General features: G+C 61.7%; 12 protein-coding genes. 3 read left to right on the top strand and 9 right to left on the bottom strand.

Features of this window, described 5'->3' with window-relative positions:
* Positions 1–99: 99 nt before the first annotated feature.
* Positions 100–1,563: a glyceraldehyde-3-phosphate dehydrogenase gene (locus tag KG088_RS10300; protein WP_213825435.1), complete on the bottom strand. Its 1,464-nt coding sequence runs from the start codon at positions 1,561–1,563 to the stop codon at positions 100–102.
* A 206-nt stretch (positions 1,564–1,769) separates the two neighbouring features.
* Between KG088_RS10300 and mfd the strand changes: the two genes are divergently transcribed.
* Both mfd and KG088_RS10290 read left to right on the top strand, forming a co-directional pair.
* Positions 1,770–5,219, top strand: coding sequence for a transcription-repair coupling factor (gene mfd, locus KG088_RS10295; protein WP_213825434.1), 3,450 nt, complete (start codon positions 1,770–1,772; stop codon positions 5,217–5,219).
* 258 nt (positions 5,220–5,477) lie between these two features.
* A complete protein-coding gene (locus KG088_RS10290; protein WP_250148195.1) occupies positions 5,478–6,473 on the top strand; it encodes a L,D-transpeptidase family protein in 996 nt (331 codons plus the stop codon).
* A 129-nt stretch (positions 6,474–6,602) separates the two neighbouring features.
* Here the strand turns inward: KG088_RS10290 and KG088_RS10285 are convergent, their stop codons facing one another.
* The 6 genes from KG088_RS10285 to coxB all read right to left on the bottom strand — a co-directional run bounded on the left by KG088_RS10285 (position 6,603) and on the right by coxB (position 13,833).
* A complete protein-coding gene (locus KG088_RS10285) occupies positions 6,603–6,866 on the bottom strand; it encodes an Lpp/OprI family alanine-zipper lipoprotein (RefSeq protein ID WP_213825432.1) in 264 nt (87 codons plus the stop codon).
* A 172-nt stretch (positions 6,867–7,038) separates the two neighbouring features.
* Entirely contained in the window at positions 7,039–7,653 is a 615-nt protein-coding gene (locus KG088_RS10280) for a L,D-transpeptidase family protein (protein ID WP_213825431.1), read from the bottom strand.
* Positions 7,654–7,759: 106 nt separating this feature from the next.
* Positions 7,760–9,994, bottom strand: coding sequence for a heavy metal translocating P-type ATPase (locus KG088_RS10275; RefSeq protein ID WP_213825430.1), 2,235 nt, complete (start codon positions 9,992–9,994; stop codon positions 7,760–7,762).
* 16 nt (positions 9,995–10,010) lie between these two features.
* Positions 10,011–10,367, bottom strand: coding sequence for a hypothetical protein (locus KG088_RS10270; RefSeq protein ID WP_213825429.1), 357 nt, complete (start codon positions 10,365–10,367; stop codon positions 10,011–10,013).
* Entirely contained in the window at positions 10,364–12,901 is a 2,538-nt protein-coding gene (gene ctaD, locus KG088_RS10265) for a cytochrome c oxidase subunit I (protein ID WP_213825428.1), read from the bottom strand. Before ctaD ends, KG088_RS10270 begins: the two co-directional genes overlap by 4 nt.
* Positions 12,898–13,833, bottom strand: a complete 936-nt coding sequence (gene coxB / locus KG088_RS10260; RefSeq protein WP_319941417.1) for a cytochrome c oxidase subunit II — start codon at positions 13,831–13,833, stop codon at positions 12,898–12,900. Before coxB ends, ctaD begins: the two co-directional genes overlap by 4 nt.
* A 123-nt stretch (positions 13,834–13,956) precedes the next feature.
* On the opposite strand from coxB, the gene KG088_RS10255 reads away from it, so the two are divergent.
* Positions 13,957–14,418: a DUF2231 domain-containing protein gene (locus tag KG088_RS10255; RefSeq protein ID WP_213825426.1), complete on the top strand. Its 462-nt coding sequence runs from the start codon at positions 13,957–13,959 to the stop codon at positions 14,416–14,418.
* 47 nt (positions 14,419–14,465) lie between these two features.
* Here KG088_RS10255 and KG088_RS10250 read toward each other — a convergent pair whose 3' ends face one another.
* On the bottom strand, positions 14,466–14,894 hold the full coding sequence (locus tag KG088_RS10250) for a CopD family protein (RefSeq protein ID WP_250148181.1): 429 nt from the start codon (positions 14,892–14,894) through the stop codon (positions 14,466–14,468).
* A gap of 103 nt (positions 14,895–14,997) precedes the next feature.
* On the bottom strand, positions 14,998–16,587 hold the full coding sequence (locus KG088_RS10245; protein WP_213825425.1) for an ABC-F family ATPase: 1,590 nt from the start codon (positions 16,585–16,587) through the stop codon (positions 14,998–15,000).
* Positions 16,588–16,724: the final 137 nt, after the last annotated feature.

Here is a 16,724-nt window from a genome sequence, read left to right as displayed (position 1 = left end):
CTGTGGAAGTAAGCCATACCGGCTGGGAGCGCCCACGAAATCGACGCCAAGATGGGCATGTTGGCACTCCTCGCGGGAGGAGTGCCAACACGTAGAAGGTCACTCGCTGGCGCGGGGCAGCTTGCGAAAATGCACGTTGGAGATGTGCTGCAGGATGCGGATCACCTGACAGCTGTAGCCGAATTCGTTGTCGTACCAGACGTAGAGGACGGCGTTTCGTCCATTGGCGATCGTCGCCTTGGCATCGACGATACCCGCATGACGATTGCCGACGAAATCAGACGAGACCACTTCGGGGGAGTCGACGTAATCGATCTGCTTCTGATAGGTGGATTCAATCGACATGCGGCGCAGATAGTCATTCAGCGTCTTGGCGTCGGTTTCCTTCTCGAGGGTCAGATTGAGAATCGCCATGGAGACATTGGGGATCGGTACGCGAATGGCGTTACCGGTCAGCTTGCCGGCAAATTCGGGCAATGCCTTGACCACGGCCTTGGCGGCGCCGGTCTCGGTCAGCACCATGTTCAGCGGTGCGCTGCGCCCCCGGCGATCACCCTTGTGGTAATTGTCGATCAGGTTCTGGTCGTTGGTGTAGGCATGCACTGTCTCGACATGCCCATGCGCGACGCCGAACTCATCGTTGATCGCCTTAAGCGCCGGCACGATGGCATTGGTGGTGCACGATGCCGCCGAAATAATGCGATCCTCGGCGCCGATCTCAGCGTGGTTGATGCCAAAGACGATGTTCTTGATATCCCCCTTTCCCGGCGCCGTCAGCAGCGCCTTGGCCACGCCCTTGCAGGCCAGATGCTGACCAAGGCCCTCTTCATCACGCCAGATGCCGGTATTGTCGACCACCACGGCGTTATCGATCCCATAGCGGGTGTAATCGACGTCTGCCGGTGAATCCGCATAGATGACCTGAATGACATTACCGTTGGCAGTGAGGGTACGTGCCTCGGTATCGATACTGATGGTGCCGTTGAAGGGACCGTGTACCGAATCCCTTCGCAGCAGGCTAGCTCGCTTCTCGAGGTCCTTGGCAATATCGCCACGACCGCGTACCACGATAGCCCGCAAGCGCAACAGGTTGCCGCCCCCCGCCTTCTCGATCAGCACGCGTGCCAGAATCCGTCCGATGCGCCCGAAACCGTAAAGCACCACGTCCTTGGGTTTACCATTGCCGGCGCCAGGGTCATGCCCATCAATGATCTCGGCCAACTCCTCGCGCATGAAAGCCATGGCGTCTCCACTGCCACGCTTCTTGAATGCCACCCCCAGCTTGCCCACATCGACATGCGCCGGCCCCAGGTTGAGCTGAGCCATGGCCTGGATCAACGGGAACGTGTCCTGCACGGAGAGTTCGGTACCCTCGACCTTCCGCACGAAGCGATGGTCCTTGAGGATGCGAATCACGCTGCGATTGAAGAGCGAGCGACCATAGAGAGTGGTGACGACGTTGTGTCGGCGATAGAGTCTGCCGATGAGTGGGATCATCTGCTCGGCGATCGCCTGATTGTCATGCCATTCCTGGAAGACGGTTTCGAGGGGGGGTTGACTCACGTGAAGCCTCTCTGACGGTGGGAGATATGGGAGACTATTATCGTGGGCCTGCATCGCCGGGGCAATCGCAGGATGGTCGTAACCGCTGTAAAGGGATTACAGAAAACGTGTGTTGACTACACGCCTCAAGCGAGGCTGGTATCATGTTGGGGCTTGCCGCCAGGGAAGCGTACCGTCATCCATCATTACCTCCAGCCGAAGAGACCATGCCGACATTCTCGCCGCTAAACCCGCCGCGGCCCCAAGGCCTGCGCGATACGCTCTACTGGCAAACGCCCCATGGCAGTGCTGGCGCCTTGGCGCTCGCCCACCTGGCCGACGATGCACCGCTGCTGGTGATTACCGCCGACACCGCCCAGGCGCAACGGCTCGAAAACGACCTGCGCTTCTTCGCCGTCACGTCGGTAATGCCCTTTCCAGACTGGGAAACGTTGCCCTACGACAGCTTCTCGCCCCATCAGGACATTGTCTCCTCGCGGCTGCGTACCCTGCGTCGGCTCCAGGATGGCGAGCACGGCATCGTTCTAGTGCCAATCAACACATTGATGCAGCGATTGCCACCGGTGGAATACATCGCCGGCCGGGTTCTGGCGCTGGAAACCGGCATGCACCTAGACCGTGAGGGTTTTCGTGACGCGCTTTCTCGTGCCGGCTACCGTGCCGTCGAGACGGTGTACGAACCGGGTGAATACGCCCTGCGGGGCGCCTTGATCGACCTGTTCCCCATGGGTAGCGAAGACCCCCTGAGAATCGATCTGTTCGACGACGAGATCGACACCCTGCGCCACTTCCACCCTGACACCCAGCGCAGCCGAGACAAGGTCGCCAGGATAGAACTGCTTCCGGCCCACGAATACTCACTCTCCCCGGAGGCCATCGCCCGCTTCCGCGAGGGCTTTGAAACCCTCTTCGATGTCGATCCCCGCCAATGCCCTCTCTACATCGATGCACTGAAGGGTATTCCCTCTCCCGGTCTCGAGCAGTATCTTCCGCTGTTTTTCGACCACACCGCCACCCTCTTCGAGCACCTGGCCAAAGGCACGCGCGTGGCCCTGCTGCCTGACGTCTTCACCGCCGCAGAACACCACTGGGGCGCCATCGAGAGTCGTTACGAGAACCTCGGGGTCGACCCGACAAGGCCGTTGTTACCCCCGCACCGCGCCTTCGTCCCCGTCGCCGATGTCTTTGCCGCCATCAAGCGCCACCCTCGCGTCGAGCTGACCGACGACAGCGACCATCGCCACGCGAGTCTCCCAGCGACCCAGCCACCGCCCGATGTGGCCATCAATGCTCGGGCCAAGCAGCCGCTCGCCGCCCTGGAGCACTTCCTGGCCACCCAGCACGACAGCCGCGTGCTGTTTGTGGCGGAATCGCGGGGGCGCCGCGAGGCGCTTGAGGAAACGCTGGCGCCGCTGAGGCTCACGCTCCCCCATGTGGAAGATTTTCCAGCGTTTCTGGCATCAGATTCACGCTTAGCGCTCACGGAAGGGGAAATCGATGCCGGCCTCTGGCTGACCGAGCCCAATCTCGCGGTGATCAGCGAGACCGAGCTGTTCGGTGACGTCGTGCGTCAGAGTCGGCGCCGCGAAAAAGCGACCGACGACAATGAACTGGCGATTCGTCATCTCTCGGAGTTGCGTCCCGGTGCCCCTGTGGTACATCAAGCCCACGGCGTCGGCCGATACCTGGGCCTGGAAACGCTCGACGCCGGCGGCCAGGCGGCCGAATTCGTGGCGCTCGAATATGCTGACGGGGCTCGCCTCTATGTACCGGTCGACAGCTTGCACCTCATCTCACGTTATGCCGGTGCCGACGACGAACTCGCGCCACTGCACCGGCTAGGCTCGGAGCGGTGGGATAAAGCCAAGCGCAAGGCCGCCGAGAAGATCCGCGACACGGCGGCAGAGCTTCTCGATATCTACGCGCGTCGCGAAGCCCAGCAGGGTTTCGCCCACGACCCGCCCGACGACGCCTACCGGCGATTCGCCGCCAGCTTTCCTTTCGAGGAAACACCCGATCAGCGCGCCGCCATCCACGCGGTGATCGACGACATGACCGCCCCGCAACCCATGGATCGCGTCGTCTGCGGCGATGTCGGCTTCGGCAAGACCGAAGTCGCCATGCGTGCGGCCTTCCTCGCGGTTCACTCCGGTCGCCAGGTCGTGGTACTGGTGCCCACCACCTTGTTGGCCCGTCAGCATTACGAAAACTTCCGCGATCGCTTTGCCGATACCGCGGTCAATATCGAGATCATCTCGCGCTTCACCTCAGGCAAGGGGCAGGCAGAGTCTCTTAAGCGAATCGAGGAAGGCAAGGCCGATATCGTCATCGGCACGCACAAGCTGCTATCGAAGCAGACCCGGTTGCCACGGATGGGGCTCTTGATCATCGACGAGGAACACCGCTTCGGGGTGGGCCAGAAGGAAAAGCTCAAGAGCCTGCGCGCCGAGATGGACATTCTCACCATGACGGCCACGCCCATTCCGCGCACCCTCAATATGGCCATGAGCGGTATCCGTGATCTGTCGATCATCGCCACCCCGCCACCGCGCCGACTCTCGGTCAAGACCTTCGTCCAACAACGCGACGAGGCGATCATCAAGGAGGCTCTGCTGCGCGAGCTGCTGCGCGGCGGTCAGGTCTACTACCTGCACAATGAAGTCAAGACCATCGAGACAGCCGCGGAACGGCTACGCGAACTGGTGCCTGAGGCGCGTGTCGGAGTCGCCCATGGCCAGCTGCCCGAACGCTCGCTCGAGCGCGTGATGTCCGACTTCTATCACAAGCGCTTCAACGTGCTGGTGTGCTCGACGATCATCGAGACGGGAATCGATGTGCCCAGCGCCAATACCATCATCATCGAGCGCGCCGACAGGTTCGGTCTGGCGCAGCTGCATCAGCTGCGAGGACGTGTCGGCCGCAGCCATCACCAGGCCTATGCCTACCTACTGGCGCCCCCACCACGGGCCATGACCCGTGATGCCGTCAAGCGTCTGGAAGCTATTGGTCAGGCCGAGGAACTCGGTGCCGGCTTCACGCTGGCCAGCCACGACATGGAAATCCGTGGTGCCGGTGAACTGCTGGGAGAAGAACAGAGCGGGCAGATGGAAGCGCTGGGGTACGGCCTCTATATGCAGATGCTCGACCGCGCGGTACAGGCGATCCGTGCCGGCAAGACGCCCAACATCGAGTCACCACTCGACGAAGGCGTGGAAATCAGCCTTAACCTGCCGGCACTGATTCCCGACGACTATCTCCACGACGTACAACAGCGCCTGGTCATGTACAAGCGTATTGCCAGTGCCGCCGATGAAGGCGAACTCAAGGAGCTACAGGTGGAAATGATCGACCGCTTCGGCCTGTTGCCGGCACCGGTGAAAACCTTGATGCATCAGACCCGTTTACGCCAACGAGCCGAACAGCTTGGGATCGTGCGTCTCGAGGCGGGTTCCGAGAAAGGAAGGCTGATCTTCGGCACCGGAACCCGTGTCGACCCCTTGACGCTTGTGGAACTTATTCAGCAGGCGCCGAATCGCTACCGGCTCGATGGCGCCGACACCCTGCGCTTCGAGGCCGACATGCAAAGTGAACAAGCACGCTTTCAGGCGGTGGAAACCTTGCTGGATGCCCTTAACCGCAAGGCTCAAGCCGCTTGAGCGGCAAGCTACTTCTTGAAACGCTGGCAAGCCGCTACCACTCAGTGCAAGCTATGCAGGCGGGGACTGTCGTCGCTCTGTTCCTAGTCGCCCACGACAGGAAAGCCGGCAGAGTTGTGATACTCCAATAAAGAGACAACCTTGATGGATGACTTACTCTTGGCGGTCCGAACGAGGAAATGCCACGCTGCGCCGATATTCAGCTTGCCACCCTCCTTACGGCTTGTCGCCACGTTTCTTTTCTCCACACTGCTCGCGATGACGCTCCTGCCAATCAATGCCCAGGCTCAGGAAAATGACAGCGGGCAAGGCCTACCTCGCGGTCACTACCTCCTGCCCGAGAAAGGTAGCGTCATCGGGCAGGAGGAGTCGGTCGTGATCGAGAAGGGTGACACCCTGGTTGACCTGGCTCGCCGGCACAATGTCGGTTACGAGGCGATTCGCATGGCCAACCCAGAGGTCAGTATCTGGGCACCGCGAGCGGGGACCGAGGTCATGATTCCCAAGCGCCACATCCTGCCCGATGCGCCACGCGAGGGTATCGTCGTCAACCTCTCGGAACTGCGCCTTTACTATTACTCTGCCGAGAATATCGTCGAGACCTATCCCATCAGTGTCGGGCGCGACGGTTTCGGCACGCCGGTGGGCAAAACCCGCACGACGGTCAAGGTCAAGGATCCCCATTGGTCCCCGCCGCGCTCAATGCGCGAGGAAGCCGCCGCACGAGGCGACCCGCCTCCCTCCGTGGTACCGCCAGGTCCGGAAAACCCCTTGGGCAGCCATGCGATCCTGCTGGGCCTGCCAAGCTACCTGATCCATGGTACCAACAGGCCAGAAGGCGTCGGTATGCGTGTCAGCCGCGGCTGTATCCGCATGTATCCCGAAGATATCGAGTCGCTCTTCGAGCGAGTGCCGAGCGGCACCCCCGTCAACATCATCGATCAGCCTTTCAAGTCCGGATGGTCACAGGAGGGCATCCTGTATGCCCAGTCGTTTCCTCAGCTGGAAGAGAACCAGGCGAGTTTCGAGCCCCTGATCAATGCCCTTGAAGTGGTTTCAACCGCCTTTGGCGAGGTCGACCCACCGGTCGACTATGCCAAGGTGAGGCGCTTGGTCGAAGCACCCAATGGCGCTATCGTTTCACTGCTACGCTCCGCCGAGGAGGACACACAGCCTCGTGAAGACCGGCCCGACACCTTGTACGATTTCCTTGAGGCCACTGCTCGCCAAGGGGAGCCTTTAAATGGCGTCTAATCAGGCCAGCTTACACGATGCTGATGGCATATAAGCCGGCCATGTCACGAAAAAAACCCCGCTGAAGCGGGGTTTTTTCTGCTGCATAACCGACATCATCCGTAGAGAAATGCCGACACTCCGGCAGGATTACTTCTGCATGGAGCGCTCGAACATGCGGTTCATTTCATCGCGGTTCTGCTCGGACATCTGCAGGGCTGCCTGGGCGTCCCGCTGTGCCTGGTTGGCAGTGTTCTGCGCCTGGGTCGCGATGCTGCGCGCTTCTGCAGCATCGGCCTGTGCGGATTCAGCAGTCATGCGCACTTCTTCCAATGCGCCGTTGGAAGCACAGCCCGCCAGAACGGCCAGTGAGGCAGCAGCAGCAGTCATCTTCAGAGCGGTCTTCAGAGTCATAGAGTTCTCCTTGAGTATTCCTTGGTCTTGCGTTGATTGCCTGACAAACAGGCATCCTGCACATGCAGGCTAACATGCAGCATCTGAGCTGCGAAGCACAGACATCAAACGCTGTTTTATTATACTCGGCGACGCTTGTCCATAGCTTCATCATCCCCTACGTAACCAAAGCCTAGCGGATCACTACCCGCGTGCCAATATCGATCAATGATGTCAGCCGTTCGACCTGGACATCGGTGACCGCAACACAACCTTCGGTCCAATGAAAGCGCTGATGGATCTCGGGATCTCCCTTGCCGACCCCATGGATCCCGATGTAACCCCCTAGCACCGTATCCTGAGGAGGATAGCCATGGCGGCGGTAGTAAACAAAATAATTGTCGTAGTCTTGCTGGTCGTAGACCCCCGACTCGAGGGCCATGCGGGCATGAGTGGGCGTGGGGTAATCCAAGCCGATGAAAATGTGAAACTTGCTCTGGCGATTGAAGCGGTTGACACGAAACTCGCCGAGCGGGGTCACCCGGTCGCCACTGATACGCTGCGTGCTAGCCCCACCCCGCCCCAGGGAAATCGGAGCAAAGCGCTCGAGACGACGATTGCCCCGGTAAATTGTCAATGACGCCTCACGATCTTCTACCAGCACCCAAAGCTCATCGTCATGACGTGGCACGATAGCGTCCGTCAAGAGTCGGTCAATGAGGTTAGCCTGGGCGGCATCCGCCGCCAGCAGAGCGAGAGGCGCCGTCAACACCAGTTGAGAAAAACGGCGGCGGGACAGAGATGGCATTTCACGAGTCTCGAAAGTAAGGTTGCGACGAACATACCCCAATCACGCCCCCTTGTCAGTGGCCTATCGCAAAGTCGGGACACCGCGAGGCGTATCGTCAGCATTCTCACGAAATATCCGAATGACGGAAAGCCAGCCGGGCGGCGTTGCCAATCACGCTGACAGAGCTCAGGGCCATGGCCAACACGGCGACCTGTGGGGGTATGGGCATCCACATCGCCAGCGTCAGCGCAAAACCATTATAAAGCATCGAGAGTACCAGGTTCTGTTTCATTACCCGCTGGGTGCCACGGGCGGTATCAATTGCCACACGCACACCACCGAGCCCGGGGCAAAGCAGGTGAATGGCGGCGGCATCTGTCGCCTGTGTGCTGGCGCCGAGAGGCGATATCCCCAGCGTCGCGGCAGCCAGCGCAGGCGCGTCGTTGATGCCATCGCCGATATATAGGGATGGTCGCGGAAGTGCCGCCACCAAGGCGAGCTTCTGCTCCGGTCGGCGACCGCCGAAACAAGCAGTCTCGGCGAGCCCCAGGTCTCGCCCCAGCCGATGCACCAGAGGCGCGCGATCGCCGCTGATCAACGCCACGTCGATACCCTCACGTCTCAACGACTCCACCAGCGGCGCGGCCGAAGCATCCGGCATATCGGCGAGCCATAGCGTCCCAATCCAGCGACGCCCCTGAGCGATGTCGACCCGGGTGCACGTTGGATCGTCATTACCATTAGACGGTACCGCGACCCCAAGCTCGACCAACCACTCCGGGTGGCCGATGCTCAGCCGCATAGGCTGCACGTCACCGTCGTGCGGCGGCACCAGCCAGGCCATGCGCCCGCGCCCCGGCCGCTCCTCGACCCGCCAAGGCGCCTCGGCCAACGGGACGCCCTCCTCCAAGGCATGTTGCCGTATCGCCCGACCCACCGGGTGCTCGCTTCCCCACTCGAGACGCGCAGCCAGCCCCAGCACTTCCCGAACGCTTAGCCCGCGAGCCGTCTTGACGGCAGTGACAGCCAGCTTGCCTAGCGTCATGGTGCCGGTCTTGTCGAAGGCCACCGAGCGGACATTACCGGCCGTTTCCATGGCCGAGGGATCACGAAACACCACCCCCCGCTCCAATGCTCGGGCGGTTCCGGCCAGGCTTGCCAAGGGCACGGCCAATCCCACGGCACAGGGGCAGGCCACCACCAGCACCGACAGTGCCCGTACCATGGCCTCGTCAACCGGTACTTCGAAAGCGAACGAGACACCTAATGTCACCAGCGCCAGCGCGAGTGCCAGCGGGGATAGCCAGGCGGCAAAACGCTCGGTCAAGGCGCGCTGACGGGTCTTGGTGGCCTGAGCGCGCTGCATGTCGCGATAGAGCCTGTCCATGCGGCATTCACCCGCCCGAGCCGTCACCCTCATGCTCAACGCCTCGCCCCGATTGCGCGCACCGGCCACGACACGGTCGCCACGCGTCGCCCCTTGGCTGCGGCTCTCTCCGGTGAGCGGCGAGAGATCGAGCCTTGCGGCGTCATCGAGAAGCTCGCCATCCAGCGGCACCATGTCCCCAGCGGCCACACAAATGTGATCACCACGCTCCACCTCGGTGGGCGCCACCCAGGCCTCACCCGCCTGGCGCAGCACCTGCACGCGCTCGGCAGCGGGTACCAGCGCCCGAAGCGCCCGCAATCCACGATACCGCGCCAGGGTCTCGATCCAGCGCCCGGCCAGCAACAGCAGAATCAGCATCACGGCGGTATCGAAATACACCTCGGTCGCCCCTCGCCATAATAACCAGACCGAGACGCCCAGGGCAGCCAGTACGCCCAGCGATACCAATGCGTCCATGCCTGGCCAGCCGGCACGCGATGTGCGCCAGGCGGCCACGTAGAAAGGCAAACCGGCGTAGCCGATGACCGGCAGGGCAAACGCGCCGGACGCCCAGGCGAGGATGCGCTCCAGGCGAGGCTCGGGCATCGCGCCCACGTAAATCAGAAGGGAGGCCAGCATGGTCCACATGCCAAATACTGCCGCCACGATCAGCCGTCCGGCCAGCCGATGGCTCTCACCATCCAGTCTCGCCTCGGCATCAGCTGCACGCTCAAGCGAGCAAAGCCGGTAGCCCAGCCTTGCCACTGCCCCGGACAAGGCTTCTCGCCGAATCGCCTCGGACTCTCCCGCGACCAGTAGCGTGGCACTGGCATAATCGACCCCGACACGGCTGATGCCCGGCAGGCCGTTCAGTCGATGCTCGATCGCCAATGCACAACCGCTGCACCACATCCCCTCCAGCGAATAGAGGGCTTCGGTGACAGGCTCCGCCTCAGACAGTTCTGTCGGCAATGTAGCGGGTGACGTCATCGGGCCAAGGCAACCGTCACAGACACGGTGGCAGCAGCAACAGCGGCAATCCCACGAACGCCACACCGAGCGTGGAGAAAAGATACAGCCCGCCCGCCAGTGCGCTCATGTATCGCAACCTGCCCCGCTTGCGCCGGGCCGCCGCCACGCAGCGCTGGGTCAGCCACGCGAGGAAACCCAGCGTAAGGAGCGTCAGCCCTCCCAGCACGAGGTTAAGGCCCGTGAATGCCCCTTCCTCGGGCGCGGGTGGCGATACCGCACAGACCACCGACAGACCACCGTAAACCGTCACGAACCACAGGCTCCAGATCGTCAGGCCCAGCGCCAATTGCATGGGGTGTTCGGTGTCCAACCAGAGAACGCGGCGGATCATGCCCCACCTCCAATCACTCTTGGCAGCACGCCGAGCGACACCGCCAGGACGGCGTAAATGCCCAGTTGGTAACGCCAGAACAGCGCCACGACCCCCGGCTCCATGGGCAGGCGGGTACTCACGTAGCCCAGCGCCGCGCGGCGCCCTTGCAGCACCATGAGAACAGTGGCGAGCAGGCCATGCGCCAGCAGGTAGGACAGCGACACCAGCAGAATGGCATCATGCGCATTGTCGGTCGGGGCGAGATCCGCTTGCCATAACAGCACACCCAACAACAGGACATGCAGCCCGCCGAACGCGGCGATCAGATAGAACGCCAGCGCCAGTCGTGTCTCATTACCGGCATACAACCGCCGCAGCCGGCGCTCCAGCCACAGCATTCCCAGGGCAAAGGCGATCCCGGCGCCGATCAGCAGCATCGGGTCGAGCGGGGATTGCTCGGGCAGTCGCCACTGGGGAGAAACGCTCCAGAGATAGAACCAGCCGAACAGCAGCGAATGAAAGAAGGCGCCATCGGCGATCAACGACACCCCCATGGTGTAGCGGGCGGGGCCACCCTGGGTGCGCGAATGGAGTGGCAGCTCGTCGCCCTCCTCGTCTCCCAATGGGGCCGCGACCGGATGACCCCCGTTCTCCCAGGCCCAACGCAACAACATCACCACCGCCACCAGAAAGGCGCCCAACGCCAAGGGGTAGAGGCGCACCAGCAGACCGATGCAGACCACCGCCAGCACCAGGGCAGCGAACAGTGGCCACCAGCTGTTGGTGGGCAGATGAATCCTCTCGCGTACCCGTCCGGTGAGCACCTCGCCGCCCAGGATCTCGCGGCGACCGTGACTCGCATCGGCCAGCGCATGCTCGCCCCTCGCCATTTCGTCGCCTAGCGCCGGGTTATGCCATAGCGGATGGCGGCTCTTGATCGTCGGCAGGCTGGCGAAATTGTACGGCGCCGGCGGCATCGCCAGCGCCCATTCCAGCGTATCCGCCTCCCAGGGGTTGGGCGGCGCCGGACGCCCGTAGCGCCAGTGCAACGCCAGATCGAGAAGCACCACGGCAATGCCTGCAGACAACATGAAACCGCCGACGGACGAGATCAGGTTGTAGATGTCCCAGCCCATGGTGCTGTCGTAGGTATAGACGCGCCGGGGCATGCCCAGCAGGCCCGTCCAGTGCATGATCAGGAAGGTCAGGTTGAAGCCCAGGAAGGTCAGCCAGAAGCCAAGCCGACCCAAGCGCTCCGAGGGCATGCGCCCGGACACCAGCGGCAACCAGTAGACCAACCCCGCCATCAGCGGGAAGAACATTCCCCCCACCAGCACATAGTGCATATGCGCCACCACGAAGTGGGTGTCGTGGACCTGCCAGTCGAACGGCACCAGCGCCAGCATGACGCCGGTGAGCCCCCCACACACGAAAATCACCAGAAAGCCCAGTATCCATAGCATCGGCAGGGACATGCGCGGCCGTCCCAGCCACAGGGTCGCCAACCAGACGAATACCTGGATGGCGGTAGGCACTGCGACCAGCATGCTGGCAGCCGAAAAGAAGGCCTGGGCCAGGTGCGGAATCCCCACGGTGAACATGTGGTGGACCCAGAGCCCGAAGCTGATGAAACCGGTGATGATGACTGCTGCCACCGCCCAGCCGTAGCCGACGATGGGTCGGCGCGCGAAGACTGGCAAGAGGGTCGAGACGATCCCCGCCGCCGGCAGGAAGATAATGTAGACCTCGGGATGGCCGAAGAGCCAGAACAGGTGCTGCCAGAGTATCGGGTCGCCGCCCTGCTCGACGATAAAAAATGGCATACCCGTAGCACGCTCCAGTTCCAGCAGTACACTGCCAAAAATTAGCGGTGGGAACCCGACCACGATCATCAACGCCATGACGAGGATGTACCAGGCGAAGAGTGGCATGCGATGCAGGGCCATGCCGTCGGCGCGCGTGCGCAGAATCGATACCGTGAGCTCCACGCCGGCCGACAGCGCCGAGATCTCGACGAAGGTGATGCCGAGCAACCAGAAGTCCGAGCCCTTCCCCGGCGAGTATTCGCCACTGCTCAGCGGGGTATACATGAACCAGCCGCTGTCAGGCGCCATTTCCAGCGCCATGCTCGACAACAGGATGATGCCGCCAAACAGGTAGCACCAATAACCGAAGGCGGTGAGTCGCGGGCACAACAGGTCGCGAGTGCCGAGCATCTTGGGAATCAGGTAGATCGCCAGCCCCTCGAGGACGGGAATGGCGAACAGAAACATCATCACCGTACCGTGCATGGTGGTGACTTGGTTGTATATTTCCGGCGTCATGAACGCCTGACTCGGCAGCGCTAGCTGGGCGCGGATCAGCATCGCCAGCACGCCACCGATTAAGAAGAAGGCTAGCCCCGTGCCCATGAAGCGCAGGCCCAGCGTGCTGTGGTTGACCACCGTCAGCGCTCGCCAGCCATGCGGATTGCGCCAGACGGCCTCGAGTTCGCGATGTAACTGCGCGGTCTTGTCTTGCGCGTGGTGACCGGGTACCTGGGTGTCGCTCATGGGGAAAGCGTCTCCAGCCAAGCGCCGAGGCCTTCGAGGGTCTCGGCATCGAGGTGATCATGAACGGGCATCAGGTTGCCGGGCTTCAAGCGCTGATGGGCGACCAGCCAGCGGGTGATCGCGCCGTCTTCCATGGCCAGCACACCGGCTCCCAGGGTGGCGCGACTGCCGACATCCGACAGATCCGGACCGGTGTTGCCCCGAGACACACCAGCGACTCGATGGCATCGGGCGCAGTGCTGGGTGAACGCCTCGCGGGCGACTTGATGCTGCTGGTCTTCACCCATGTCGGCGGGCGCCTGGCGTGCACTCAGCCATGTGTCGAAATCCGCGGGCGTCATCGCCTCCACATAGAGCTTCATATGCGCATGCTGGGTGCCGCAGAATTCGACACATTGACCACCGAATACCCCCGGGTCGTCGGCCTGAAGACGGAGACGGTTGACGCGACCGGGCAACATGTCGATCTTTCCGCCAAGCTGCGGAATCCAGAAGGCATGGATGACATCAGCCGCGGACACGTGAAAATCCACCGGCTCGCCGGCCGGCATGACCAACTGATTGGCGGTGATCACCTCACCGTCGCCGGTATCGGGATAACGCACCTCCCACCACCATTGATGACCGATGACCTCTATCACTCGTGGCTCTTCGCCACCCGGAAGCGGCAGGGTCAGCATGCGTTGCCCAACAGGTACGCCGAAGACAAGAAGAACCAGGATCGTCATGCCAGGAAGCAACAGGCCACCGCCGATGATCCAGCGTCGCGAGAGGCGCCGCACTTCCCTCTCGCTGCGCTCACGATGTTCGCGGCGTCGAAAGGCCGCCAGCCACAGACCGACCACCACCACAAACACCAACGTGAAGAAGGCGAGCATTCCCCACCATACCCAGGCAATATCGCGCGCCGCGGGGCCGGAAGGATCCAGCATCGAATAATCACCGCTGCAGCCAGCAAGCCCCAGCATCGTAGCGGCCAACACCGGAAGCTTGACCCCCCTTGGCCCGGAGCGTTGAATGCTGGCAGGACACTTATCGTGATCAAGGAGGATGGCATGCCCATCGTGACTCAGCAGCGCTCGATCAGAAGTCGCGCCGCCATTGCCGGGCACCCATTGCACCCGGTAATGATTCATTTCCCGGTGGCATTGCTGCTGGCGCTGGTCGCCAGTGACCTCGGTTATCTCTACACGCAGGATCCCTTCTGGGCCAGGGTATCGTTGTGGCTGGCGGGGGTTGGGGCCTTGGGCGGATGGACGGCAAGCGTGGCGGGCGTCATCGATCTGGTCAGCGTGGGGCGCATCCGCCGCATGGTCACGGCCTGGAGTCATGCCCTTGTCGCTGTCTTGCTGCTGTCGCTTGCTTCGCTGAACTGGCTGTGGCGCCTGAACGGCGAGGCCTTGCTGCCCTGGGGGCTGGTACTGTCCTTGATAACCGCGGTATTGATCGCTCTCGCTGGCTTTCTGGGCGGCCAGCTCGTCTACGATCATGCCGTCGGGGTCGAAGTAGAGGAATGACCCATGGCAATGCGACATCCACGCTCTCCCTGTCCAGCTGGGGTCTGTTACAGCTCGGGCTTGGCCAGTACCAGGCCGACCACGGCCAGCATACTCAGCCCGGCGAACGTGGCGGTTAATAACGACGCCGGCCCAATGCCCCTTCGATGCCCCTTTTTCAGCTGCACGAGTAACAGGGCACAGGCTCCATGCGCCCCTATCATGACGGCCACCGCCAGTAGCTTGAGTACCAGCCAGCCACTGGCAATGTTATTGAGCAGGAACAACAGGGTTCCCGAGATGATGGCAATCAGTGCCGCAGGCGTAGCGACAAGGGTATAGAGAAAATGCGGCATGAACGGGGCTTCATCCGCAAAGGCAGAAGTGCCAGACGTGACGCGTGCCAAATGGGCGATCATCGCCGGCAGATAAAGCAGCGTGCCGCACCAGCAGACCAATGCAGCGATATGCAGGACCTTGATCCAGGGCATGTGCATCCTTGCGCTCGTTACCCAACGGTATGATTGTCGACGAGACCTACAAACCCTAGCCTAACTTCACTCGTCCCACCAGCTGTCGATGACCGGCTTTAGGCGCGGCTCAGTAATAACCCTGGCTTCTCAGGTAATCATCGTAGCCTCCCGTGAAGTCACTGATCCCACTGTCACTCATGTCAATGATACGCGTGGCAAGCGACGTGACGAATTCGCGATCATGACTGACAAATATCAGCGTGCCGGGATAGTGTTCGAGTGCCAGATTGAGGGCCTCGATAGATTCCATGTCCAGGTGATTCGTAGGTTCATCCATCAACAACACGTTGGGACGTGTCAATGCCAGCTTACCGAACAGCATGCGGCCCTGCTCGCCCCCCGAGATCACCTTGACCGACTTGCCGATATCGTCGCCCGAGAACAGCATGCGACCCAACGCACCGCGAATCACCTGCTCCCCCCCGGTGGTCCATTGCGCCATCCACTCGTACAGCGTCGCCTGGTTGGCAAAGACATCGGTATGCTCCTGGCCGAAAACCCCAATGTCGGCGCTATCGGTCCAGCGGACGGCCCCAGCCATGGGGGTCAGTTCACCGGCAAGCGTCTTGAGCAGCGTGGTCTTGCCGATGCCATTGGGCCCGATGATCGCGATTCGCTCGCCGGCCTCCACGGTCATGCTCAGCCCCTCGAACAGCGGCGCCTCGCCCGGGTAACCCTGGCTCAACGCCTCGACATTGACCGCGTTGCGGTGAATCTTCTTGTTCTGCTCGAAGCGAATGAAGGGGCTGACCCGGCTCGATGGCTTGATGTCCTCGAGCTTGATCTTGTCGATCTGGCGCGCGCGCGAAGTGGCCTGCTTGGCCTTGGAGGCATTGGCCGAGAAGCGACTGACGAAGGCCTGCAGCTCGGAGATCTGCGCCTTCTTCTTGGCGTTATCGGCATGCTGGCGTTCGCGAACGGCCGTCGCGGCGATCATGTAATCGTCGTAATTACCGGGGAATAGCGTGATCTCGCCATAGTCCAGATCCGCCATGTGCGTACAGACACTGTTGAGAAAGTGGCGGTCGTGCGAAATGATGATCATCGTGCCGCTGCGTGCCGTCAGTACGTTCTCCAACCAGCGGATGGTGTTGATATCCAGGTGGTTGGTCGGCTCGTCCAACAGCAGCACATCGGGGTCGGAGAACAGGGCCTGAGCCAGCAAGACGCGCAACTTCCAGCCGGGCGCGATTTCGCTCATGGGCTCTGCATGCTGTTCGATCGGAATGCCCAGGCCGAGCAACAACTCGGCGGCACGCGACTCCGCTGTATAACCATCGAGTTCGGCAAAACGCACTTCAAGGTCGGCAACCGCCATGCCGTCGGCCTCGCTCATTTCGGCAAGCGAATAGATGCGCTCACGTTCGGACGCCACCCGCCATAGCTCGTGGTTACCCATGATCACGGTATCGATGACACGCTCGGCTTCGAAGGCAAACTGGTCCTGTCGCAACTTACCGAGTCGGACGCCCGACTCAACCATCACCTGGCCAGCCGAAGGCTCGAGATCGCCACCAAGAATCTTCATGAAGGTGGATTTTCCACAGCCGTTGGCACCGATCAATCCATAGCGGTGACCGCTGCCAAACTTGATGGAAACGTTTTCGAACAGGGGCTTGGCCCCGAATTGCATGGTGATGTTGGCAGTGGAGATCACGTAATAGGGCCCAGTCAGATCGCGAAAGTCCGCGATTGTACCGGTTATGGGCGTTTCTCACAGTGTCATTGACCCACGTGCCTGGGCAATCGCCCCGGCGGAAAGAGTTCTACCGAGCGATGCCCTGGCGCATGGTG

The sequence above is a fragment of the Halomonas jincaotanensis genome (assembly GCF_018448785.1).
Taxonomy (GTDB): domain Bacteria; phylum Pseudomonadota; class Gammaproteobacteria; order Pseudomonadales; family Halomonadaceae; genus Halomonas; species Halomonas jincaotanensis.
This window is presented reverse-complemented; position numbering and strand designations above follow the sequence as displayed.

Bases quoted from the DNA above. Each gene is read 5' to 3' on its own strand.
- mfd (WP_213825434.1), top strand. From the start codon at position 1,770: ATGCCGACATTCTCGCCGCTAAACCCGCCGCGGCCCCAAGGCCTGCGC.
- KG088_RS10290 (WP_250148195.1), top strand. From the start codon at position 5,478: ATGACGCTCCTGCCAATCAATGCCCAGGCTCAGGAAAATGACAGCGGG.
- KG088_RS10285 (WP_213825432.1), bottom strand. From the start codon at position 6,866: ATGACTCTGAAGACCGCTCTGAAGATGACTGCTGCTGCTGCCTCACTG.
- KG088_RS10280 (WP_213825431.1), bottom strand. From the start codon at position 7,653: ATGCCATCTCTGTCCCGCCGCCGTTTTTCTCAACTGGTGTTGACGGCG.
- KG088_RS10275 (WP_213825430.1), bottom strand. From the start codon at position 9,994: ATGACGTCACCCGCTACATTGCCGACAGAACTGTCTGAGGCGGAGCCT.
- KG088_RS10270 (WP_213825429.1), bottom strand. From the start codon at position 10,367: ATGATCCGCCGCGTTCTCTGGTTGGACACCGAACACCCCATGCAATTG.
- ctaD (WP_213825428.1), bottom strand. From the start codon at position 12,901: ATGAGCGACACCCAGGTACCCGGTCACCACGCGCAAGACAAGACCGCG.
- coxB (WP_319941417.1), bottom strand. From the start codon at position 13,833: ATGCTGGATCCTTCCGGCCCCGCGGCGCGCGATATTGCCTGGGTATGG.
- KG088_RS10255 (WP_213825426.1), top strand. From the start codon at position 13,957: ATGCCCATCGTGACTCAGCAGCGCTCGATCAGAAGTCGCGCCGCCATT.
- KG088_RS10250 (WP_250148181.1), bottom strand. From the start codon at position 14,894: ATGCACATGCCCTGGATCAAGGTCCTGCATATCGCTGCATTGGTCTGC.